The 21541-nt window shown below is 65.4% G+C and carries 20 protein-coding genes and 1 pseudogene; 14 read left to right on the top strand and 7 right to left on the bottom strand.

Annotation, left to right across the window (positions count from 1 at the left end; all coding sequences use genetic code 11):
• The first annotated feature begins 69 nt into the window (after positions 1 to 69).
• The 8 genes from HZF03_RS19100 (at position 70) to HZF03_RS19065 (ending at position 8983) form a co-directional block, all read left to right on the top strand.
• Positions 70 to 771 carry a TetR/AcrR family transcriptional regulator gene (locus HZF03_RS19100; RefSeq protein ID WP_011159315.1) on the top strand — a complete coding sequence of 234 codons (702 nt, stop codon included), beginning with the start codon at positions 70 to 72 and terminating at the stop codon, positions 769 to 771.
• A gap of 1 nt (position 772) precedes the next feature.
• Positions 773 to 1966, top strand: a complete 1194-nt coding sequence (locus tag HZF03_RS19095) for an efflux RND transporter periplasmic adaptor subunit (RefSeq protein WP_011159314.1) — start codon at positions 773 to 775, stop codon at positions 1964 to 1966.
• Positions 1967 to 2107: 141 nt separating this feature from the next.
• Complete coding sequence (locus HZF03_RS19090) at positions 2108 to 5212, top strand: MexW/MexI family multidrug efflux RND transporter permease subunit (protein ID WP_011159313.1); 3105 nt, start codon at positions 2108 to 2110, stop codon at positions 5210 to 5212.
• 278 nt (positions 5213 to 5490) lie between these two features.
• Positions 5491 to 6744 carry an FAD-dependent oxidoreductase gene (locus HZF03_RS19085; RefSeq protein WP_104512661.1) on the top strand — a complete coding sequence of 418 codons (1254 nt, stop codon included), beginning with the start codon at positions 5491 to 5493 and terminating at the stop codon, positions 6742 to 6744.
• A 90-nt stretch (positions 6745 to 6834) separates the two neighbouring features.
• A complete protein-coding gene (locus HZF03_RS19080; protein WP_011159311.1) occupies positions 6835 to 7089 on the top strand; it encodes a DUF6489 family protein in 255 nt (84 codons plus the stop codon).
• 18 nt (positions 7090 to 7107) lie between these two features.
• Positions 7108 to 7899 carry an esterase/lipase family protein gene (locus HZF03_RS19075; RefSeq protein WP_119018039.1) on the top strand — a complete coding sequence of 264 codons (792 nt, stop codon included), beginning with the start codon at positions 7108 to 7110 and terminating at the stop codon, positions 7897 to 7899.
• Between the two features lie 48 nt (positions 7900 to 7947).
• On the top strand, positions 7948 to 8268 hold the full coding sequence (locus HZF03_RS19070; protein ID WP_119018038.1) for a hypothetical protein: 321 nt from the start codon (positions 7948 to 7950) through the stop codon (positions 8266 to 8268).
• Positions 8269 to 8479: 211 nt separating this feature from the next.
• Positions 8480 to 8983: a phasin gene (locus HZF03_RS19065; protein ID WP_012497157.1), complete on the top strand. Its 504-nt coding sequence runs from the start codon at positions 8480 to 8482 to the stop codon at positions 8981 to 8983.
• 235 nt (positions 8984 to 9218) lie between these two features.
• On the opposite strand, the gene HZF03_RS19060 is transcribed toward HZF03_RS19065, so the two are convergent.
• On the bottom strand, positions 9219 to 9899 hold the full coding sequence (locus HZF03_RS19060) for a TetR/AcrR family transcriptional regulator (protein WP_119018037.1): 681 nt from the start codon (positions 9897 to 9899) through the stop codon (positions 9219 to 9221).
• Positions 9900 to 10021: 122 nt separating this feature from the next.
• Here HZF03_RS19060 and paaA point away from each other — a divergent pair, with 122 nt between their 5' ends.
• The 5 genes from paaA (at position 10022) to paaE (ending at position 13952) form a co-directional block, all read left to right on the top strand.
• Positions 10022 to 11005: a 1,2-phenylacetyl-CoA epoxidase subunit PaaA gene (paaA, locus tag HZF03_RS19055; RefSeq protein WP_104512658.1), complete on the top strand. Its 984-nt coding sequence runs from the start codon at positions 10022 to 10024 to the stop codon at positions 11003 to 11005.
• A 173-nt stretch (positions 11006 to 11178) separates the two neighbouring features.
• Positions 11179 to 11466 carry a 1,2-phenylacetyl-CoA epoxidase subunit PaaB gene (gene paaB, locus HZF03_RS19050; RefSeq protein WP_011159305.1) on the top strand — a complete coding sequence of 96 codons (288 nt, stop codon included), beginning with the start codon at positions 11179 to 11181 and terminating at the stop codon, positions 11464 to 11466.
• Positions 11467 to 11581: 115 nt separating this feature from the next.
• Complete coding sequence (gene paaC / locus HZF03_RS19045; RefSeq protein WP_119018036.1) at positions 11582 to 12358, top strand: 1,2-phenylacetyl-CoA epoxidase subunit PaaC; 777 nt, start codon at positions 11582 to 11584, stop codon at positions 12356 to 12358.
• On the top strand, positions 12352 to 12855 hold the full coding sequence (gene paaD / locus HZF03_RS19040) for a 1,2-phenylacetyl-CoA epoxidase subunit PaaD (protein WP_119018035.1): 504 nt from the start codon (positions 12352 to 12354) through the stop codon (positions 12853 to 12855). Before paaC ends, paaD begins: the two co-directional genes overlap by 7 nt.
• An 8-nt stretch (positions 12856 to 12863) precedes the next feature.
• Positions 12864 to 13952: a 1,2-phenylacetyl-CoA epoxidase subunit PaaE gene (gene paaE, locus HZF03_RS19035; protein WP_119018034.1), complete on the top strand. Its 1089-nt coding sequence runs from the start codon at positions 12864 to 12866 to the stop codon at positions 13950 to 13952.
• A 190-nt stretch (positions 13953 to 14142) separates the two neighbouring features.
• On the opposite strand, the gene HZF03_RS19030 is transcribed toward paaE, so the two are convergent.
• The 6 genes and pseudogenes from HZF03_RS19030 to hpaH form a co-directional block, all read right to left on the bottom strand.
• Complete coding sequence (locus tag HZF03_RS19030; protein ID WP_119018033.1) at positions 14143 to 15768, bottom strand: thiamine pyrophosphate-dependent enzyme; 1626 nt, start codon at positions 15766 to 15768, stop codon at positions 14143 to 14145.
• Positions 15769 to 15796: 28 nt separating this feature from the next.
• A pseudogene (locus tag HZF03_RS19025) lies at positions 15797 to 16669 on the bottom strand (fumarylacetoacetate hydrolase family protein).
• 154 nt (positions 16670 to 16823) lie between these two features.
• Complete coding sequence (gene hpaD, locus HZF03_RS19020) at positions 16824 to 17801, bottom strand: 3,4-dihydroxyphenylacetate 2,3-dioxygenase (protein ID WP_119018031.1); 978 nt, start codon at positions 17799 to 17801, stop codon at positions 16824 to 16826.
• 195 nt (positions 17802 to 17996) lie between these two features.
• The gene (hpaE, locus tag HZF03_RS19015; protein WP_119018030.1) at positions 17997 to 19538 is read right to left on the bottom strand and encodes a 5-carboxymethyl-2-hydroxymuconate semialdehyde dehydrogenase; all 1542 of its coding nucleotides are present in this window, start codon (positions 19536 to 19538) and stop codon (positions 17997 to 17999) included.
• Positions 19531 to 19929: a 5-carboxymethyl-2-hydroxymuconate Delta-isomerase gene (locus tag HZF03_RS19010; protein ID WP_011159297.1), complete on the bottom strand. Its 399-nt coding sequence runs from the start codon at positions 19927 to 19929 to the stop codon at positions 19531 to 19533. Before HZF03_RS19010 ends, hpaE begins: the two co-directional genes overlap by 8 nt.
• Positions 19930 to 19949: 20 nt before the next feature.
• Positions 19950 to 20756, bottom strand: coding sequence for a 2-oxo-hept-4-ene-1,7-dioate hydratase (hpaH, locus tag HZF03_RS19005; RefSeq protein ID WP_104512652.1), 807 nt, complete (start codon positions 20754 to 20756; stop codon positions 19950 to 19952).
• 245 nt (positions 20757 to 21001) lie between these two features.
• Between hpaH and hpaR the strand changes: the two genes are divergently transcribed.
• The gene (hpaR, locus tag HZF03_RS19000) at positions 21002 to 21541 is read left to right on the top strand and encodes a homoprotocatechuate degradation operon regulator HpaR (RefSeq protein ID WP_119018059.1); all 540 of its coding nucleotides are present in this window, start codon (positions 21002 to 21004) and stop codon (positions 21539 to 21541) included.

Raw genomic sequence — 21541 nt, 5'->3', positions numbered from 1 at the left:
AACACTCACGATTTAGTGCGTCGCAGCGATCCCGATTGACAATTGCAAAGGTGAGTGCCTACTCACAAGATGACTTCACTGCGCATGACCAGCGACTTGCGCCGGGAATTGATCCTGGGCGCAGCCAAGCGTTGCTTTGCCCGGAATGGCTTTGCAGGGACCACCACCAAGAGCGTCGCGGCCGCCGCGTCGATCTCGGAAGGGTTGCTGTTCAAGCATTTCCCGAGCAAGGCGGCGCTGTATGCCGAGATCCTGGCGTGCGAGCGTGAAGCCGATCCGGCCTTGATGGACCTGCTCGGCGCCGAGCCCTCGACCCAGACGCTGGTGGTGCTGGTGCGGGAGATGGTGGAGCACTTCCTGCATGCCTCCGATCAGCCGGAGCAGGAAGAGGACCAGCGGCTGCGGCTGTTGGTCTCGAGCCAGCTCGATGACGGCGAGTTTGCCCGTCTGGTGTACGAGAAGGTCGCCGGGCTGATCGGGCGGACCTTCGTGTCGTCGCTGGAGCGGGCGGTGGAAGCGGGCGACGCGGTGCGGATCGGCAACGAACCGATGAACCTGTTCTGGTTCGCCCACCACACCTTGCTGATGGCGGCGCTGGCGCGGCTGCCGTCGGTGCCGTGCCTGAGCTACGGCGATGCCGCGAGTCACGAGCGCCAGATGTGTGAATTCATCCTACGTGGAATTGGTCTGAACGAAGCCGTAATTGCCGCCCATCTCGACCGCGAATTGTCGCCGGGCCGGATAAAGGCGGAAACGACAGAAAGTGCATGACATGACGCTTGCGACAGAAACTCCGCCGTCGGCGCGGAGCTCCAGCGAGAAGCCCCGCCCGCGCCCGGTGCGGACGGTGCGCTGGTTCATCATCGTCGGATTGCTGCTGGCGCTGCTGGTCGGCGGCCTGGTCGGCTTCAACGCTTTCCGCAACCATATGATTGCGCAGTTCTTCGCCAACAACAAACCGCCGCCGATCACGGTGACGGTCGCCGAGGCGAAGACCGAAGTGCTGCCCAATCTGTTGACCGCGGTCGGCGATCTGGCTGCCGTGCATCAGGTCAACGTCACCTCCGACGTCTCCGGCCGCATCACCGACATCCTGTTTCAGGCTGGTTCGGAGGTGAAGCAGGGCACGCTGCTGGTCAAGCTGTTCGACGAAACCGAGCAGGCCGATCTGGCGAACTACCGGGCGCAGGCCAAGGTTGCCGAGCTGTCGCTCGATCGCGCCAAGCAGCTCGCCGCGCGGCAGTTCGGCCCGCAGGCGACGGTGGACTCGGCGCAGGCCGCTTACGATCAGGCCAATGCCGGCATCGCCAAGACCGAAGCGCTGATCTCGCAGAAGAAGGTGCGAGCACCGTTCGACGGCGTGCTCGGCGTGCGCCACGTCGAAGTCGGCCAGTATCTCAGCGCCGGCACCCAGATCGTGACGCTCACCGACCTGTCGCAGGTCTATGCCAACATCACCGTGACGGAAAAAGACTCCGGCACGCTGGCTGTCGGTCAGGCCGTGCGGCTGAAGGTCGATGCCTATCCGGGCCGGGTGTTCGACGGCAAGATCACCACGATCGAGCCGCAGATCTCGTCCGACACCCGCAACATCCGGGTGCAGGCGACGCTCGACAATCCGGGGCACGTGCTGCGGCCGGGCATGTTCGCCACCACCATCGTGGTGCTGCCGGATAAGCCGGCGGTCGTCACCGTGCCGGAGACTGCGGTCGACTACACGCTGTACGGAGACTCGGTCTTCCTGATCAAGGAAGAGAAGGGCGAGGACGGCAAGGCCAAGCTTTCGGCGGTGCGGACCTTCGTGCGCACCGGTGACCGCATCGACGGCCGCACCGTGATCCAGACCGGTTTGAAAGCGGGTGATCGCGTCGTCGCGGTCGGCCAGCTCAAGCTGCAGTCGGGTGCCGCGGTTGCGATCTCGACCGATCCGCCTCCGCCGCAGCCGAAGACGCCGCCGCGTTACTAATAGCCGGAGCGCCGGCTGCGCCCTTCGGCGCGGCCCGCTCGCCATTGAATAGGTCCGGCCGGCGATCGTCGCCGTCCGGGGACAACTCAACCGCAGCTCGGCCGCGCAAGGCGCGACGGGTGTGCGCCACGGAGCGTCCGTATGGTCCTCACAGACATCTTCATCAAGCGCCCGGTGCTGTCGCTGGTGGTCAGCATGCTGATCCTGCTGATCGGCTTTCGCGCCGCGATGACGCTGCCGATCCGCCAGTATCCGAAGCTGTCCAATACCGTGGTCACCATCACCACGGCGTATCCGGGCGCGTCGCCGGATCTGATGCAGGGCTTCATCACCACGCCGCTGGAGCAGGCGGTCGCTTCGGCCGAAGGCGTCGACTACATCACCTCGTCGTCGACCCAAGGGCAGAGCCTGATCACGGTTTACGTCAAGCTCAACTTCGATCCCAACCAGGCGCTCACCGAAGTGCTGGCGAAGGTGAATTCGGTCAAATACCTGATCCCGAAGGAAGCCAACGACCCGGTGATCGTCAAATCCACCGGTCAGACCACGGCGGTGATGTATATCGGCTTCGCCAGCAACGAGCTGTCGGGGTCGGCGATCTCCGACTATCTGACGCGCGTGGTGCAGCCGGTGCTGTCCACCGTCGATGGCGTCGCCTCCGCCGACATTCTCGGCGGCCAAACGTTCGCGATGCGGATCTGGCTCGATCCGATAAGGATGGCCGGTCGCGGCGTCTCGGCGAACGACATCACGGCCGCGATCCAGGCCAACAACTTCCAGGCGGCGGCCGGTCAGACCAAGGGCTATCTGACCGTCTCCAACATCACCACCAACACCGACCTGCAGAACGTCGATCAATTCAAACGGATGATCGTCAAGGCGCAGGGCGGCGGCTTCGTGCGGATGGAGGACGTCGCCACCGTCGAACTGGCGGCGCAGAGCACCGACAGCAGCGTGGCGTTCTCCGGCGAGCGCGCGATCTTCATCGGCGTGCAGGCCACCCCGCAGGGCAACCCGCTCAACATCGTCACCGGCGTGCGGGCGCTGTTCCCCGAGATCGAACGCAACCTGCCGCCGTCGATGAGCATGAAGGTCGCCTACGACTCGACCAAGTTCATCCGCTCGTCGATCGACGAGGTGGAGAAGACGCTGATCGAAGCGGTCGGCATCGTGATCGTGGTGATCTTCCTGTTCCTCGCCTCGTTCCGCTCGGTCATCATCCCGGTGGTGACGATTCCGTTGTCGCTGATCGGTGTCTGCACCGCGATGCTGGCGATGGGCTTTTCGATCAACCTCCTGACGCTGCTGGCGATGGTGCTGGCGATCGGCCTCGTGGTCGACGACGCCATCGTGGTGGTGGAGAACATCCACCGCCATCTGGAGGAGGGGAAAAGTCCGGTTCAGGCCTCGCTGATCGGCGCCCGCGAGATCGTCGGTCCGGTGATCTCGATGACCATCACGCTGGCGGCGGTGTACGCGCCGATCGGCTTCCTCGGCGGTCTGACCGGTGCACTGTTTCGCGAATTCGCCTTCACGCTCGCCGGCTCGGTGATCGTGTCCGGCATCATCGCGCTGACGCTGTCGCCGATGATGTGCTCGGTGCTGCTCAAGCACCAGGAGAGCCAGGGCTGGTTCGCCCGCAAGGTCGACCACGTGTTCAGCTCGATCACCCGCTGGTATGGCCGGCAGCTCGACCGCTCGCTCGACTACCGTCCGATCACCGGTCTGTTCGCCGTGGTGATCCTCGGCCTGGTCGGCTTCATGTACACGCACACCTCCAAGGAGCTGGCGCCGGAAGAAGACCAGGGCATCGTGTTCGCGGTGACCAAGGCGCCGAAATACGCCAACATCGACTACGCCAACTATTACGGCGAGAAGCTCGACAAGGCCTATGCCAGCTTCCCCGAGACCGACCTGCGCTTCATCCTGAACGGCACCTCGGGCCCGAACAACGGCATCGCGGGCATGCTGCTGAAGCCGTGGGACGAGCGCAAGCGGACCGCGATGCAGCTGAAGCCGCTGGTGCAGAAGGAACTGAGCAAGATCGAAGGCGTCAACGCCTTCGCCTTCAACCTGCCGCCGCTGCCCGGCGGTCCGGGCGGCCTGCCGATCCAGATGGTGATCAACTCCACGGCCGGCTTCCGCGCCGTCTACGAGGAGATGGTCAAGCTGAAGGACGCGGCGCGCAAGAGCGGCCTGTTCATCGTCGCCGACAGCGACCTCGACTTCAACCAGCCGGTGGTGCGGGTGACCATCGACCGCACCAAGGCGAGCGACCTCGGCATCAACATGCAGCGGCTCGGCACCACGCTGGCGACGCTGCTGGGTGGCAACTACGTCAACCGCTTCAACCTCGAAGGCCGGTCGTATCAGGTGATCCCGCAGGTGCCGCGCGCCGACCGTTTGACCCCGCAGTCGCTCGACGGCTTCTACGTGCCGAGCGCCAGCGGGCAGCAGGTGCCGCTGTCGACGTTGGTGACGATCGAGACCGCCACCGATCCGAACGCGTTGTCGCACTTCAACCAGCTCAACTCCGCCACCTTCCAGGCGGTGCCGATGCCGGGCGTCACCGTCGGTCAGGCGGTCGACTTCCTCGAACAGCAGGCCAAGAACCTGCCGTCCGGCTTCAGCCACGACTACCTCGCCGACGCGCGGCAGTACGTGCAGGAAGGCAACCAGCTCGCCATCACCTTCGGCTTCGCGCTGATCATCATCTTCCTGGTGCTCGCCGCGCAGTTCGAAAGCTTGCGTGACCCGCTGGTGATCATGATCTCGGTGCCGATGGCGATCTCGGGTGCGTTGATCCCGCTGTTCTTCGGCGTGGCGACGATCAACATCTATACCCAGGTCGGTCTGCTCACCCTGGTCGGCCTGATCAGTAAGCACGGCATCCTGATGGTCGAGTTTGCGCGCGAGCTGCAGATCAAGGAGGCGCTCGACAAGCGCACTGCGATCGAACAGTCGGCGCGGGTGCGGCTCCGGCCGATCCTGATGACCACGGCCGCGATGGTGACCGGCCTGCTGCCGCTGCTCACCGCTTCGGGCGCAGGCGCGGCAAGCCGGTTCTCGATCGGTCTCGTCGTGGTCTCGGGCATGATGATCGGCACGCTGTTCACGTTGTTCGTGCTGCCGGCTGTGTATGTGGCGATCGGTACCGATCACCGCGCCGCGCTGGAGTCCGATCGCGCCAAGCAGATCGAGGACTACGAGATGGAGCACGGCTCGCCGGCGCTGAAGCCGAGCTGAGCCGGGGCTGAGACATTCCGACCAACCAATGGCGGGCCGATCGGCCCGCCATTTTCCTTTTTGCGGGTGCGATTCGTCATCGCGGCGACATCTGTGATGCGACCTCGTGAATCTGTTCTGTCGCAATGATGCGAAAGAGAGCGCGTTGCCCGGCGTTTGAGCGTCGAATGACGACGCTGTTTGCAACGCGCGGCGTCAGTTCCGCCGCGCCGTTATGGCACCATTGCAAATGCGGTTTGGCATTTGCGAATTCGCACCGATGCGCTTAACTCGGAACCATGAAGCGGAACGAGACCGATGTCGTGGTGCTCGGCGCGGGCATTGTCGGTGTCTGCGCAGCCCTGCACTTGCAGCGCCGCGGCCGGGATGTGGTTCTTGTCGACCGCAACGGCACGGCAGGTGACGAGACCAGCTACGGCAACGCCGGGCTGATCGAATGCGCCTCGGTGTTTCCCTATATGTTTCCGCGCGATCCTGGCCATCTGCTGCGCTACGCGCTGAACGGTTCGGCCGACGCGCACTATCAGCTCTCCGGCATTCCCGAATTCCTGCCCTGGCTGGTGCGGTATTTCCTCGCCTCGTCACCGCGCCGCGCGGCGCAGACCGCGCAGGCCGCGTTGCCGCTGATCCGGCGCAGCCTCGCCGAGCACGAGGCGCTGATCGCCGACGCGGGCGTGCCCGAGCTCCTGCGCAAGACCGGCTGGATCAAGCTGTTTCGTTCGCCGAAAAGCTTTGCCAAGGCGCTCGGCGATCTCGAACGGGCGCGGCAGTTCGGCGTCGTCGCCGACGTGCTCGATCGTGCCGGAATCGCCGAACGCGAGCCGAACCTCACCGGCGATTTTGCCGGGGCGATCCACTGGTTGGAGCCCGGCTCGATCCCCGATCCGGGCGGTCTGGTCAAAGCCTACGCGGCGTTGTTCTCCCGGCGCGGCGGCCGCTTCGTCAAAGGCGACGCGCGCACGCTGCAGCAGGAAGAGGGCGGCTGGCGGGTTGCGACCGAGCTTGGAATCGTCACCGCACGCGAAGCGGTGGTGGCGATGGGGCCGTGGTCGGACCTGGTGTTCAAGCCGCTCGGCTATCGCTTCCCGCTCGGCGTCAAGCGCGGCTACCACGTCCATCTGACGCCGCGCGGCAATGCCAGCCTGCAGCACGCGGTGCTCGACGCTGATCGCGGCTATCTGCTGGCGCCGATGAATCGCGGCATTCGCCTCACGACTGGCGCCGAGTTCGCGCGACGCGATGCGCCGCCGTCGCCGGTGCAGATCGCGCAGACGCTGCCGGTGGCGCGCGCGCTGTTCCCGCTCGGCGACACCATCGAGCCGCAGCCGTGGATGGGCGCACGGCCGTGCCTGCCGGACATGCTGCCGCTGATCGGCCGCGCGCCGCGCCATCCCGGCCTGTGGTTCGATTTCGGCCACCAGCATCATGGCCTGACGCTCGGCCCGGTCACCGGACGGCTGCTCGCCGAGATGATGACCGGTGAACAGCCGCTGACCGATCCGCGACCGTTCTCAGCCGAACGCTTCGGTTGAAGCCTCACACCGTCGTGTCGGATCGCTTGCATCGCAGCGCCAGTCGCGGCGATACTGCTTGATGCGTCAATGCAGGACTGTGGAGCGGCCATGAAAGTCAACGTCGAGATCGATTGCACGCCGGAGGAAGCGCGGCAGTTCTTCGGACTTCCCGACGTGCAGCCCATGCAGACCGCGGTGATGGACAAGCTGCAGGAGCAGATGCTGTCGAACATCGAGAAGGTCTCGCCCGAGGCGTTGATGAAGACCTGGTTCACCTTCGATCCCAAGCTCGCGGAACGATTCGGCGAGATGTTCATTTCCATGACCGGCCTCGGCAGCGCGCTGACCAAGGACAAGAAATAACCGATCATTGGAGACGCGATGCCCGCCGACCGCGGCGCCAGCCAGAATCGCGAGCGGCTGAAGCCGCCGAGCGTCGCGCTGCTGCTCGCCGAGGCGCGCAGCTTCTTCGAATTCAACGCCAGCCTGCTGCTGTCGCCGCTGCTGCTGCAGGCGCCGCGCGGCGATGGCCATCCGGTGCTGGTGCTGCCCGGACTGCTCGCGAGCGACCTGTCGACTGCGCCGATGCGGCGCTATCTCAAGCAGCTCGGCTATCAGGTGTTCGCCTGGGAGCTCGGCCGCAATCTCGGCGGCATCTACCGGATGCGCGCCCGCCTGCGCGACCGGCTCGCTGCCGTTCATGAGGCGACCGGCCGCAAGGTCAGCCTGGTCGGCTGGAGCCTCGGCGGCGTCTATGCGCGCGACCTCGCGCTGCATGCGCCGGAGGTGGTGCGTGACATCATCACCCTCGGCAGTCCGTTCACCGGTGACGTCACCGCCACCAATGCCAAGCGGATCTACGAGAAGCTGTCGGGCGAGGAACTGACCGAGGTTCACCTCGAAGATCTCGAACCGCTCGGTGGCGAAATGCCGGTGCCGACTACGTCGATCTACTCACGCACCGACGGCATCGTGAACTGGCGCACCTCGCAGCTGGCGCCGTCGCCGCGCGCCGAGAACATCGAGGTGGTGCTCGCCAGCCATATCGGCCTGATCGTCAACGCCGCGGTGCTGTGGGCGATCGCCGACCGGCTGGCGCAGCCGGAGGGCGTCTTCACACCGTTCGATCGCTCCGGTCTATTTGGCTTCGCCTACGCCCCGCCGAACCGCTAAAAGGTCGTCGCGCGGTGTGCCGTGCGGATGACAAGAGGGGAGAGGGCAATGGCCGACAAGGACAACGATCCGGCAGCGGCGTGGCAGACGATGTTCGGCGAAATGAGCAAGGGCTTTGCGGCCTTCGCCAACCAAGCGCTGGCGTCGCCGGAGCTCGGCAAGGTGGCGCAGCAGGTCGGCGGCGTCTCCGCCGAGGCGCACAAGCAGTTCGCCGACATGATGGACAAATATCTGGCCGGTATGAATCTGCCGTCGCGGGCGCAGATGCAGGAATTCAACGCCCGGCTGGCCGAGGTCGAGCGGCGGCTGGACGGACTCGCGGCGGCGGTCCAGCCGGGGAAGTCCGGCAAGCCGAAGGGATCGGCCTGACGTCCTGAATGTCGGGGTATGGCCGACATTCAACACGTTCTGATTGTGTCCGATCCGTTTAAATTCATTTTTATATCAATGGCTTATAGGCGATCTCGTGTTGCATTGCGGCAATGATATTGCAATGCAGCATGGTTTATGTCATATTTTACCTGCCCGGGCCGCAGGTCGGACGGGAAGACCATGGCTCAGACGAGGATGGAGATTTCAGATGACCGATGCTGCTAATCACGAGAGCTACACCCAGGCGGCCGAAACGGTCGCCGACAGCGTCAAGCAGGCGTTTCAGCCGGTGACCGACGCGTTCAAGAACTTCCAGACCCTCGAGGTTCCGGAAGCCGCCCGCGACTTCGTCAAGCGTGCCGCTGGCACCGCCAAGGAGAAGGCCGCGGATTTCCACGCCGGTTCGGAGAAGGTGACTTCGGCGATCGAGGAAACCGTCGCCAACTCGGTGAGCGAAGCTGCCAAGATCACCCGCAACATCCAGCAGGCGATCTATCAGGACACCGAAGCGTTCTTCTCCGGCATCGACAAGCTGGCGTCGGCGAAATCGGTCAACGAGGCGTTCCAGATCCAGTCCGACCTTGCGCGTTCGCAGGGTGAGGTGCTGGTGTCGCGCGCCAAGTCGGCCACCGAGTACTTCGGCAAGCTGGTCAGCGACAGCGCCAAGTCGGTGCAGGACAACTTCACCAAGACCTTCAGCAAGTCGGCGTAACTTCCGCTGCTGACGACCCCGAGCCTCGTACGATCGAGGCTCGACGTTCCTCCCGACCTCGGCCCGCTTACGCGGGCCTTTCTTTTTTTGGGGCAACCCGTCGGCCTCGCCTCCGTCATTCCGGGGCGCTCGCGAAAGCGAGCGAACCCGGAATCCCGAGGTTGTTTTGCGTTGCTGAGATTCGGGGTTCGCGCTGCGCGCCGCGGAATGACTCGGGGAGGGGAAACTGTGCGAACTACGCCCGTCGCGCCACCGCCGCCCGCTCGCTCTTCTTCCGCGTCGCTGCGCGCTCGGCTTTGGCCGGCGGTTCGGTGATCGCGTCGATCGCCTGTTCGGCGCCGGCGATCATCAGCGTCGTCACCATCTGCGCGTAGGTTTCGCGCGACAGGCCCTTGCCTTCGCGGAACCACAAATAGTGCCAGTTCAGCATGCCGAACAGCGACATCGTCAGCGGCTTCAGCAGTTCCGGCTTGGCGGCTGCGGCCGGAATCGCGGCGGCGATCGCGTCCGACATCGACACCACCAGTTTGCGCTCCAGCGCCTTGAGCGTCTCCTGCTGCTCCGGCGGCAGCAGCTTCAGGCTGGAAATCTGCACCTGATGTTCGGCATCGGCGCCGCGATAGGCTTCGAGCAGCGCCGCCGCGATCGCGAACAGCCGGTCGCTCGGATCGCTTTCGCCCTGCGCGGCGGCGTCGACCACCGTCACCAGATGCTGCAGGTGATCCTCGAGCAGATCGAACAGCACCGCATCCTTCGACGGGTAGTAGTGATACATCAGCGCCTTCGAGACGCCGCAGGCGTCGGCGATCATGGTGATCGAAGTGCCGGTGTAGCCGTGTTCGGCGAATAGCCGTGCGGAACGGCTGAGAATGCCGCGGCGTTTATCGTCGTAGTCGGTGGCTCGCGTGCGCGCCATGATGTGTTCGATTCCTATCGGCCGAGGTTGCGCTGCGGCGCACCACGGGTGTCTGGTTCCGACACTTGCATTGACCGTCCAATTGGTCAATTATATTTCCAACAACGCCGGAGGAGATCGCCATGTACACCCAGGCACTGAATGTGTCGGACGGTGACGAGCGGACCATCGAGGACGCCGAGCGCGCCGCGCGTTTCCAGGCGCGGATCGATGCCGAGGAGCGGATCGAGCCGAACGATTGGATGCCGGCGGCGTATCGCAAGACGTTGGTCCGACAGATCTCCCAGCACGCGCATTCCGAAGTCGTCGGTATGCTGCCCGAAGGCAACTGGATCACCCGCGCGCCGACGCTGCGGCGCAAGGCAGCGCTGCTCGCCAAGGTCCAGGACGAGTGTGGGCACGGCCTGTATCTCTACGCCGCCGCCGAAACGCTCGGCGCCTCGCGCGAGGAGCTGGTCGATCAGCTGCTCAGCGGCAAGGCGAAGTACTCGTCGATCTTCAACTATCCGACGCTGACCTGGGCCGATATCGGCGCGATCGGCTGGCTGGTCGACGGCGCCGCGATCATGAACCAGATCCCGCTGTGCCGCTGCTCCTACGGGCCGTATGCGCGCGCGATGATCCGCGTCTGCAAGGAGGAGTCGTTCCACCAGCGCCAGGGCTACGAGATCATGCTGACGCTGGCCAAGGGGTCGGCCGAGCAGAAGGCGCTGGCGCAGGACGCGCTGAACCGCTGGTGGTGGCCGTGCCTGATGATGTTCGGCCCGCCCGATCAGGCCAGCCAGCACAGCGACACCTCGACCAAGTGGAAGATCAAGCGTTTCTCCAACGACGAACTGCGACAGAAATTCGTCGATGCCACGGTGCCGCAGGCGCACTATCTCGGCCTGACGCTTCCCGATCCCGATCTGAAGAAGAACGACGCGACCGGGCATTGGGAGTACGGCGAAATTCCTTGGGACGAGTTCAAGCAGGTGCTCGCCGGCAACGGCCCGTGCAACCGCGACCGCATGGCGGCGCGGCGCAAGGCCCACGACGACGGCGCCTGGGTGCGCGAGGCGGCCGCTGCCTACGCTGAGAAACGCAAGAAGAAACTGGCGGCGTAACAACGACCGCGGAATTTCTAACCTATCCCCGCGCGCGGGGAGAGGTCGGATTGCGCAGCAATCCGGGTGAGGGGAGTCTCGACGCGGCCGAGCAGTCGCGACTCGCGGAGACGCCCCCTCATTCCGACCCTCTCCCCGCACTCGGGGAGAGGAAGACGAGGAGGAAACGACATATGACCACGCCGAACACGCAGCTGTGGGAGGTTTTCATCCGCAGCCGCAACGGCCTCGCGCACAAGCACGTCGGCTCGCTGCACGCCGCCGACGCCACGCTGGCGCTGCAGGCGGCGCGCGACATCTACACGCGCCGCGGCGAAGGCCTGTCGATCTGGGTGGTGCCGTCGAACGCGATCACCGCGAGCGATCCGGCCGAGGCCGGCATGCTGTTCGAGCCGGCGGAGTCCAAGATCTATCGCCATCCGACGTTCTACGAAGTGCCCGACGAAGTCGGGCATATGTAGTGAGCGGCTGCAGGCGTCCGCGCCGAGCACAGACTAACCTCTCCCTGCGCGCGGGGAGAGGGAGACCGCCCGCCGCGCGGCGATTTATCGTCGTGCTAACAGGACATTGATTGATATGCCCGCCGCCTCGATCGAACTGACCGACACCCCGCTGTTCACCACCACGCTGCGCCGCGCCGATGATGCGCTCGTGCTCGGTCATCGGCTGTCGGAATGGTGCGGGCATGCGCCGATGCTGGAAGAGGACATGGCGCTGTCCAACATCGCGCTCGACCTGATCGGGCAGGCGCGCGAGCTGTACAGCTATGCCGGACAGGTCGAGGGGCAGGGCCGCGGCGAGGATCAGCTCGCGTACTTGCGCGAGGAAAGGCAGTACCAGAATCTGCTGCTGGTCGAGCAGCCGAACGGCGATTTTGCCCGCACCATCGCGCGGCAGCTGTTCTACTCGGCGTTCGCCGACCCGTATTGGCGCGCGATGATGCAATCATCCGACGCCACGCTCGCCGCGATTGCCGCCAAGTCGGAAAAGGAAAGCGCCTATCATCTCCGCCATGCCGCCGAGTGGATGATCCGGCTCGGCGACGGCACCGATGAAAGCCACGCCCGCGCGCAGGATGCGGTAGAAGCGCTGTGGGCATTCACCGGCGAGCTCTTCGAGACCGACAATGCCGAGCGCCGGCTGATCGAAACCGGCATCGCGGTCGATCCGGCGAGCCTGCGCGCCACTTGGCAGAGCACAATCGACACGGTGCTGCGCGAAGCGATGCTGACGGCACCGAGCAATCCGTGGATGCAGCAGGGCGGCCGCAGCGGCCGTCACACCGAGCATCTCGGCCGGCTGCTCGCCGAGCTGCAGCACATGCAGCGGACCTATCCGGGGCTGACATGGTGACGCTGACGGGCAGCGACGCCGAGCTGCGACAGCGCGCCTGGGATGCCGCCGCGACGGTGTGCGATCCGGAAATCCCGGTTCTTACCATCGTCGATCTCGGCGTGCTGCGCGAGGTGCGGGTCGAGCACGGCAGCGTCGAGGTTGCGATCACCCCGACCTATTCCGGGTGTCCGGCGATGAACATGATCGCGCTGGAGATCGAGACCGCGCTGGCGCGTGCCGGCATCGCGCAGGCGCGGGTCACCACCGTGCTGGCGCCGGCCTGGACCACCGATTGGATGAGCGAGGCGGGCCGCGCCAAGCTGAAGGACTACGGCATCGCCCCGCCGCAGGCGACCGGCTCCCGCCGCGCGCTGTTCGGCACCCTGGAAATCGCCTGCCCGCAATGCGGCTCGACCGACACCGAGCAGCTGTCTGAATTCGGCTCGACTTCGTGCAAGGCGCTGTGGCGCTGCAAGAGCTGCCGCGAACCATTCGATTACTTCAAGTGCCATTGAGCGCCGCCATGAACATCTCCGCCAGTATTCCGCGATTTCATCCGCTGACCATTGCCGACCTGCGCCGCGAAGGGCGGGATGCGATCTCGCTCAGCTTCACGGTCCCGCCGGAGCTGGCGAGCGCCTATCAGTTCGTGCCGGGCCAGTATCTGACGCTGCGCACCACGATGGACGGCGAGGAGGTGCGGCGATCGTATTCGATCTGCTCCGGACCGGACGACGGCGAGCTGCGGATCGCGGTGAAGAAGGTCGACGGCGGCGCATTCTCGGTGTGGGCAACCGAAGAGTTGAAAGCCGGCGACACCATCGAGGTGATGACGCCGACCGGCAGGTTCGGTGCGCTGCATGCCGTGGAGGAGACGCGTACCTATGTGGGCTTCGCCGCCGGCAGCGGCATCACCCCGATCCTGTCACTGATCAAAGGCGTGCTGGTGCGCGAGCCGGGCAGCCGGTTCTTCCTATTCTACGGCAACCGCACCACCGATCAGATCCTGTTTCGCGAGTCTCTGGAGACGTTGAAGGACCGCTACCTCGACCGGCTCGCGGTGTTTCATGTGCTGTCGCAGGAAGAGCAGGACGTGCCGGTGATGCAGGGCCGGCTCGACCGCGACAAGGTGCGGCTGCTACTCACCGCGATGGTGCCGGCGGCAAGCGTCGATCACGTCTTCATCTGCGGCCCGACCGGGATGAGCGACGACGTCGAGACCACTTGCCGCGACCTCGGTATCGCCGCAGAGCGCATCCATGTCGAGCGCTTCGTTTCAGGGCTTGGCGGCAAGCCGCGGCCGAAGGCGGTGGTCGAGCCGGGTGCGCCGCCAAGAGCGATCGCGTCGCTGATCATCGACGGCAAGCGCCGCGAGGTGCCGGTCGCGGAAGGCGAAGCCATCCTCGATGCTGCGCTCCGCGCCGGCGTCGACCTGCCATTCGCCTGCAAGGGCGGGATGTGCTCGACCTGCCGCGCCAAGCTGGTCGAGGGCGAAGCCAAGATGGACCTGAACTACTCGCTGGAGCCCTGGGAACTCGCCGCCGGCTTCGTGCTCACCTGTCAGGCCAAACCGACCACCGATCGCGTGGTGGTGGACTACGATCATCTGTGATCGGAGGTGACGCGCACTCACCTCTCCATTCGTCATTCCGGGGCGCCGCGTAGCGGCGAGCCCGGAATCTATACTCCCGGCAAACGTGGTGAACCAAAGCGGTCGACCCGCGGTGCTCGGTCACAAGCACAGGGGATATGGATTCCGGACTTGCGCGCTGTGCGCGCAATCCGGAATGACGGGGGGCTTCCTACGGCTTCGCCGGATGAATGAACGGCCACGGGCTGGCTTCGCTGTCGCGCGGGACGTCGATCGCGATCAGCTGCGGGCCGCCGGCGGCGAGCGCTTTTTCCAGCGCGGGCCGGAAATGGTCGGGCGAGGTCACGCGCGCGGCGCCGACGCCGAACGAATCGGCGAGCTTGACGAAATCCGGATTGACCAGATCGGACGCCACCACGCGGCCGTCGAACAGATTGACCTGGTCGCGGCGGACGTTGCCGTAGGCGGAATTGTCGAACACCAGCGTCACCACGCCGATGTTGTATTGGACCGCGGTGGCAAGCTCTTGCACGCCGAACATGAAGCCGCCGTCGCCGGTGATCGCCACCACCGGTTTGTCCGGGCACGCCACCTTGGCGCCGAGCGCGGTCGGAAAGCCCGAGCCGAGCGTGCCCTGATAGCCGGAAGTGAGGAAGGTGCGCGGTTGATAGATCGGGAAACCGTACCAGGAGGCGAAGCCGACCTGCGACAGCTCGTCGGTGACGATCGCATCGTCCGGCAGCACCTCGCGCAGGATCTTCAAGTACGACATCTGCGGCTGGATCGCCTGGATGTCCTGCTGCGTCTTCGCCGTGGCGGCGCGGATCGCCTCGCGGCGGCCTTTCGTCTTTGAATAGCCCGCCTTGCTCACCGCATCGGCCAGCGCGCGGGCGCCAGCTTTCGAATCCGACACGATCGCCGCGTCCGGCGCGAACCGCCGCATCTCCGCCGGATCGATGTCGATCCGCACCGACTTCAGCCCCTCGGGGCGGAACGGCCAGCGGAAGGTGGTCGGCAGCTCCATGCGGGTGCCGATGCCGATGATCAGGTCGGTGTGCGGCCACAGCTGGTAGGCCGCTGCGAACGTCAGCCCGAGTTCGTGCCGGTTGCTGACGATGCCGCGGCCGGAGCGGAACGCCACCACCGGCGCGTCGATCATCTCGGCGAGTTCGAGGATCTCGTCGCCGGCCTCCAGCGCGCCGGAGCCGACGAAGATCATCGGTGTCTTGCTGGCCGTGATCAGCTTCGCCGCGGCGGCGATGCGATCCGGATCGGGGGCGGGTGGTGCGATCGGATCGAGCTTCTGCGCCGCGCCGGTCTCGGCGGTTTGCGTGAACACCTCCCACGGCATTTCCAGCGCCACAGGTCCGCGGCGGCCGCTCATCATCTCCTGGAAGGCGCGCGCCACCAGCGCTGGCGCGTTGCCCGGATATTCGATCCGCTCGGCCCATTTGATGAAGCTGCGCAGCGTCGCCAGTTGATCCGGCATCTCGTGCAGATGGCCGCGGCCCTTGCCGAGATATGCGCTCGGCACCTGGCCGGTGAGGCACATCACCGGCTCGTTGCAGCCGAACGCGGTGAGCAGCGCTGCGCCGGCGTTGAGCACGCCGGGGCCGGGCACGACGCTGAACACGCCGGGTTTGCCGGAGGCGCGGGCGTAGCCGAATGCCATATAGCCGCAGGCCTGCTCGTGCCGCGCGCCGATCACCTTCAGTTGCGCCTTGGCGAAGCCGTCGAACAGGCCGTAGATCTGCGCGCCGGGCAGGCCGAACACGGTGTCGACGCCGTGCGCGACGAGGCCCTGCACGATGGCTTCGCCGCCGGTCATGATGCTCATCTGGATATCCGCTGCTTGCTGGGAGGAATTACTCGGCTTCGTCGATCACGCCGTTGCGCAAGGTGCCGATGCCGTCGGCCTCGACCTCGATGATATCGCCGGGCTTCAGATACACCGGCGGTTCGGCGCGGGCGCCGGCGCCGGCCGGCGTGCCGGTGACGATCAGATCGCCCGGCACCAGCGTGGTGAAGGTCGAGATGTAGGCGATCAGATAGCGGAAGCTGAAGATCATCCGCGAGGTGCGATCGTCCTGTCGCGTCTCGCCGTTGACGCGCGTGGTGAGGCGGATGTCGGCGATCTGCGCTTCATTCGTGTAGGGCACCAGCCACGGTCCCAGGCTGCCGGTGTGGTCGAAGTTCTTGCCTTGGGTCACGTTGAACTTGGCGTGCCGCACTCAGTCGCGGATCGTGCCCTCGTTGCACAGCGTGATCGCGGCGACATGATTCAGTGCGTCGGCCTCGGCGATGTGCCGGCCGCCCTGGCCGATCACCAGCGTCAGCTCGCCCTCGTAGTCCAGCAGCTTCGACGCCTTCGGCCGCACCAGCGGCGTGCCGTGGCCGACGAAAGAGCGCGGCGTGCGCATGAACATCGACGGAAACTTCGGCGTCTCGCTGCCGTCCTTATATTCGGCGTTGCGGTCCGGATAGTTGACGCCGACGCAGATGATCTTTTCCGGCTGCGGGATCGGCGGCTGAAGCTTCACCGCGTCGCGCGCGAAGTCGGGTGCGGTGTGGTCGGCCTCGTCAACGATCCGCTGCAGCGCGCCGGCCGCGATCACCTCGCGCAGGGTCGGATAGTCGTTGGCATGGCGGGCCGACAGATCGACCACCCCATGATCACACACCGCGCCGTAGCGGGTGAGGCCGTTGACGGTGAAGGTGGCGAGGCGAGGAGTGGGCATGGTGATCAGCCTTTGATGCCGTCATTCCGGGGCGCGCCGTCCGGCGCGAACCCGGAATCCCGAGGTGCTCTGAACTTCTGGATTCCGGGTTCGCTCGCTTTCGCGAGCGCCCCGGAATGACGAGTTTCATGGTTTGAGTGTGCGCATCCGAGGCTCAATCCGCAATCACCACATCGGCTACGAAGGCCGGTTCGCGGACCTCCTGGCCGAGGAACGGCGAGCCCTGCTCGAACCAGGACCTCGGCGCAGGCGCGCCCCATAGGGTCTGGCGGCGCGGGTCGCGCAGCGACCAGCGGAGCGGCTCGTGGTCGTGGTCCATGGTCTGGTAGTCGCTGCAGTACAGCTCGATGCGGTGGCCGTCCGGATCGCGAACATAGAGGAAGAAGGCGTTGGAGATGCCGTGGCGACCGGGGCCGCGCTCCAGCGCCAGGCCGCTCGACGCCATCACGTCGCAGAGATGGATGATGTTGAGCGGGCCGGGCACCCAATAGGCGAAATGGTGCAGCCGCGGGCCGCTTCCGTTGGTCAGTGCGAAGTCGTGAACGTTGCCTTTGCGGTGCATCCACGCGGCGGCGATGCGCCCGCTGTCGCCGTCTTCCTCGGCGTATTCGGTGAGGCGGAAGCCGAGCCGGGCATAGAAGTCGACCGTATCCTGGGTTTCGGCCGCGAACACGTTGAAATGGTCGAGCCGCTGCGGATGGCAGCCCTTGTAACGCTCGTAGCGGCGGAGCAGATGCGGCCGCTTTTCCATTGTTGCGTACAGTTCGAGCCGATAGCCGAACGGATCGGTGACGTGCAGGGTGCGGCCCTGGAACGGGCGATCGACGAAGCTGTAGATCAGCCCGTTCTCGGCAAAGAAGCTGCCGGCCTTGTCGAGGTCGTCTTCATTGCCGACCTTGAAGCCGAGCCGTGCCGCGGCCGGCGCGTCCGCTTTGCGCAGCACCAACGAATGATGCTGATGCTCCTCACAGCCGCGCAAGTAAGCGGTGGTGTCGTCGCGATCTTCGACATGCAGGCCGATGATGTTGTCGTAGAACTCGACGCTTTTGTTCAGATCGACGACGTCGAGCACCACATGGCTGGCGCGGACGATGTTGAACGGCGGATCGAACACGTGTTGCGGCACCGGCATTGGCGAGTCCTCGGATCGTCCTGTTGTTCGTTCACAGCATCAAATCTCGTCATTCCGGGGCGCACCGTCAGGCGCGAACCCGGAATCCATAACCCCTGTGTCCGCGACTGTGCACGACAGCGTTCACAGGGAGTATGGATTCCGGGTTCGCTCGCTGCGCGAGCGCCCCGGAATGACGCGTGGGAAAGCTTTGCACTACACCGCCCCCAGCTTCTGAATCTTGTGCGTGCCGCGGGCCAGAGAGACGTGCTTGGTCTCCATGTAGAACTCGAACGAGTAGTCGCCGCCGTCGCGGCCGATGCCGGACTGCTTCATGCCGCCGAACGGGGTCGGCAAATGGCGGACGTTTTCCGAGTTCAGCCAGATCATCCCGGCTTCGAGCGCCTCGGCGACGCGCAAGGCGCGGCCCATGTCGGCGGTCCAGACATAGCCGGTGAGTCCGTAGCGGACGTCGTTGGCGATTTGAATCGCCTCGGCTTCATCCTTGAACGGGATCACGGTGAGGAATGGGCCAAATACTTCGTCCTGTGCCACCTGCATGTCGCTGCGCGCATTGGTCACCAGTGTCGGCTTTACATAGTGCCCGCCGCCGGGGCCATCGAACGGTTCGCCGCCGACCGCGATGGTGGCGCCGTCCTTCCGGGCGACGTCGACATAGGAGCAGACCTTGTCGAGATGGCGCTGATGGATCAGCGGACCGACTTCGGTGGCCGGATCGAGCGGGTGGCCGACCTTGAGGGCGCGTACACGTGCGGCCAGCTTTTCGATGAAGCTGTCGGCGATCGAGGATTGCACCAGCAGCCGGCTCGACGAGGTGCAGCGCTCGCCGTTCAGCGAGTAGATCATGAACACCACGGCATCGAGCGCGCGATCGAGATCGGCGTCGCCAAACACGATCACCGGGTTCTTGCCGCCGAGCTCGAAATGCACCCGCTTCAGCGTCGGCGCGCCCTGCGCCATGATCGCGGCGCCGGTGGCGGTTTCGCCGACGAAGGCGATCGCCTTGATGGCTGGATGTTCGGTCAGCGCCTTGCCGGCCTCTTCGCCGAAACCGTGCACGGTGTTGAGCACGCCGTCCGGCAGCCCGGCGTCCTTGCAGATGCGCGCCAGCATGTCGGCGGTCACCGGCGACCACTCGGCCGGCTTGTGCACCACGGTGCAGCCGGCAGCGAGCGCGGGGGCGATCTTCCAGGTCGACAGCATGAACGGCGTATTCCACGGCGTGATCACGCCGACCGGACCGATCGGCACCCGGGTCGAGACGTTCCAATGCTCGTCGCTCGGCGTGTTCAGGCCGTCGCGCGCCTCAGCGCATTTGTCGGCGAAGAACCGGAAGTTTTCGGCGGCGCGGATCGCGGCCTTGGCCATGAAGCGATGCGCCTGACCGGTGTCGATGCATTCCAGCACGGCGATGTCGTCGGCGCGCGCCTCGATCGCATCAGCGATTGTGTGTAGCAGCTTGCGCCGCTTGGCGGGCGCCATGTCACGCCACGCCGGAAACGCAGCCTTAGCTGCCTTGGCGGCGCGGTCGATGTCCGCCGCCGTGCCGCGCGCCACCTGCGCCAGCACCGAATTGTCGATCGGCGAGGCCGTCTCGAACACTTCGCCGGATGAGGCTGCGACGATCTCGCCGCCGATCAGATGGCCGATGCCATCGGCCTTGAGCTGCTTCAGCAGCGGCGCGGCACGGTCGAGATTGGCCTGAAATCCGGAAGGGGGCGTAGCGGCATCAGCCATGGCGGGCCTCGGCGATCAACAGGTCGTGGATCGAGTTGCGCTTCCAGCTCGTCTCGTTGTCGTTGACCACCATGTCGAACGACAGCGCGAAGCCCTCGTCGCCGAACAGCGGATCAAGGTAGTGCGAGAGCTGGGCGAAGATGTGATCGCCGGCGCGCTTGCGGGCGGCGAGGTCGCGGCCTTCGCCGAGCCGCAGCAGCATCGCCATGAAGGCGAAGCCCGGCCGGCCGTCGGCGATCGCATAATGCTCGCAGCGGATCGCGCGGACCCGCACCCCGCCAACCGGAAAGATCCCGGTTTCAATCGCGGTGCTGCGAACAAGTTCGACGACCTCGGCGATGTCGAGCTTGTCGTCGAGATTGGCGGAATATTCGATGGTGAAATGCGGCATGGATCCCTCGCTTCGGCTCGTTACCCGAAGTAACAACTCACGGTGCCGTAGGGCCCGTAGTCGGCCTGGATCGTATCACCCTTCGCCGTCTCGATCGCGCGAATGAACGAGCCGGCCAGCACGATCTGGCCTGGCTCCAGCGCCAGGCCCTGCGGCGCGATTTTGTTGGCGAGCCACGCCACCGCGGTCGCCGGATGGTTGAGCACGCCTGCGGCGAGGCCGGTCTCCTCGAGCTGACCGTTCTTGTAAGCGAGCGCGCCGATCCAGCGCAGGTCGGTGTCGAGCGGCCGGATCGGCCGGCCGCCGAGCACGATGCCGGCATTCGCCGCGTTGTCGGCGATGGTGTCATAGATCTTCCGCGTCGCCTTGGTCTCAGGATCGACGCGCTGTACGCGGGTATCGAGGATCTCCAGTGCCGGCACCACGAAATCAGTGGCGTTCAGCACGTCGAAGATCGTGCAATGCGGACCGGCGAGGCGATGCTTGATGACGAAGGCGAGTTCGGCTTCGACGCGCGTCGCGATGAAGCGATCGGTCGGCACGATGCCGCCGTCACCAAAGAACATGTCGTCGAGCAGAATGCCGCTGTCCGGCTCATCGATGCCGAGCTGGCCCTGCATCGCCTTCGAGGTCAGCCCGATCTTGTGGCCGCGCACGCGTCGGCCCGCAGCCTGCTTGATCTCGATCCAGGCGCCCTGGATTGCGTAGGCGTCGGGAATCGTGATCGCCGGATGATCCAGCGACAGCTGGCGGATCTGCACCTTGGTTGTCTCGGCCTGCTGCAGCCGCTCGGCCGCGGCGCGAATTTCGTTGTTCGACAACGCCATGTTGGGCTTCCGCCTTGATTTCCATCCCTGCGTCGGCGCCGACAAAAACGCTCGCGCGTAAACTGATTAACATGTTAAATGATGAGGCTCAAATCCAAACCGTGCTTATTGCGATGCAAAAGACTTCTCCCCCCTCATTACGAGCGAAGCGCAGCAAGCCTGCGGCAGGCCCCAAGGCGGGATCGCTTCGGCGCGAGGTGCTTCGCGAGGACGGTGAAGGGGCGGCGCAGAACAAAGAACTGCCGATGCGCGAGTTCTCGCGCTCGCTGCCGATGCTGCTGCTGCGTGGCCGCGAGGCGGTGATGCGGCACTTCCGCCCGCTGCTGCGCGCCCACGGTCTCAGCGAGCAGCAATGGCGCATCCTGCGCGCGCTCACGGCGGTCGATGCGATCGAAGTCACCGAGCTGGCGCACAGCGCCTTCCTGCTCGGCCCCAGCCTGTCGCGGATGCTGCGTGATCTCGAGGCCCGCAAGCTGGTGGCACGTAAACTCGCCAAGGACGACCAGCGCCGTAGCATGGTGTCGATCACCGCCAAGGGGTTGAAGCTGATCGAGACGGTCGCGCCGTTCTCGGAAGCAATCTACGCCGAAATCACGCGGCGGACCGGCGGTGCCAGGCTCGCCGAACTGCAGGAACTGCTGCGCGCGTTGGAGGCGAGCCTGATGGCGATGCCGGTGCGCCATGCCGGAAGCGCGGTGGACAGCGATCAGGAATCTCGCTCAACTCGCGGCCGCAAAGTTCGACCGCAGGCGAAGGCCGCGGTGCCGGGAGGAGACGACGAATGA

It is taken from the genome of Rhodopseudomonas palustris (assembly GCF_013415845.1).
In the GTDB taxonomy this organism is placed as follows: Bacteria; Pseudomonadota; Alphaproteobacteria; order Rhizobiales; family Xanthobacteraceae; genus Rhodopseudomonas; species Rhodopseudomonas palustris_F.
The sequence above is the reverse complement of the archived record's forward strand: the minus strand, read 5'-3'. Positions and strand labels throughout refer to the sequence as shown.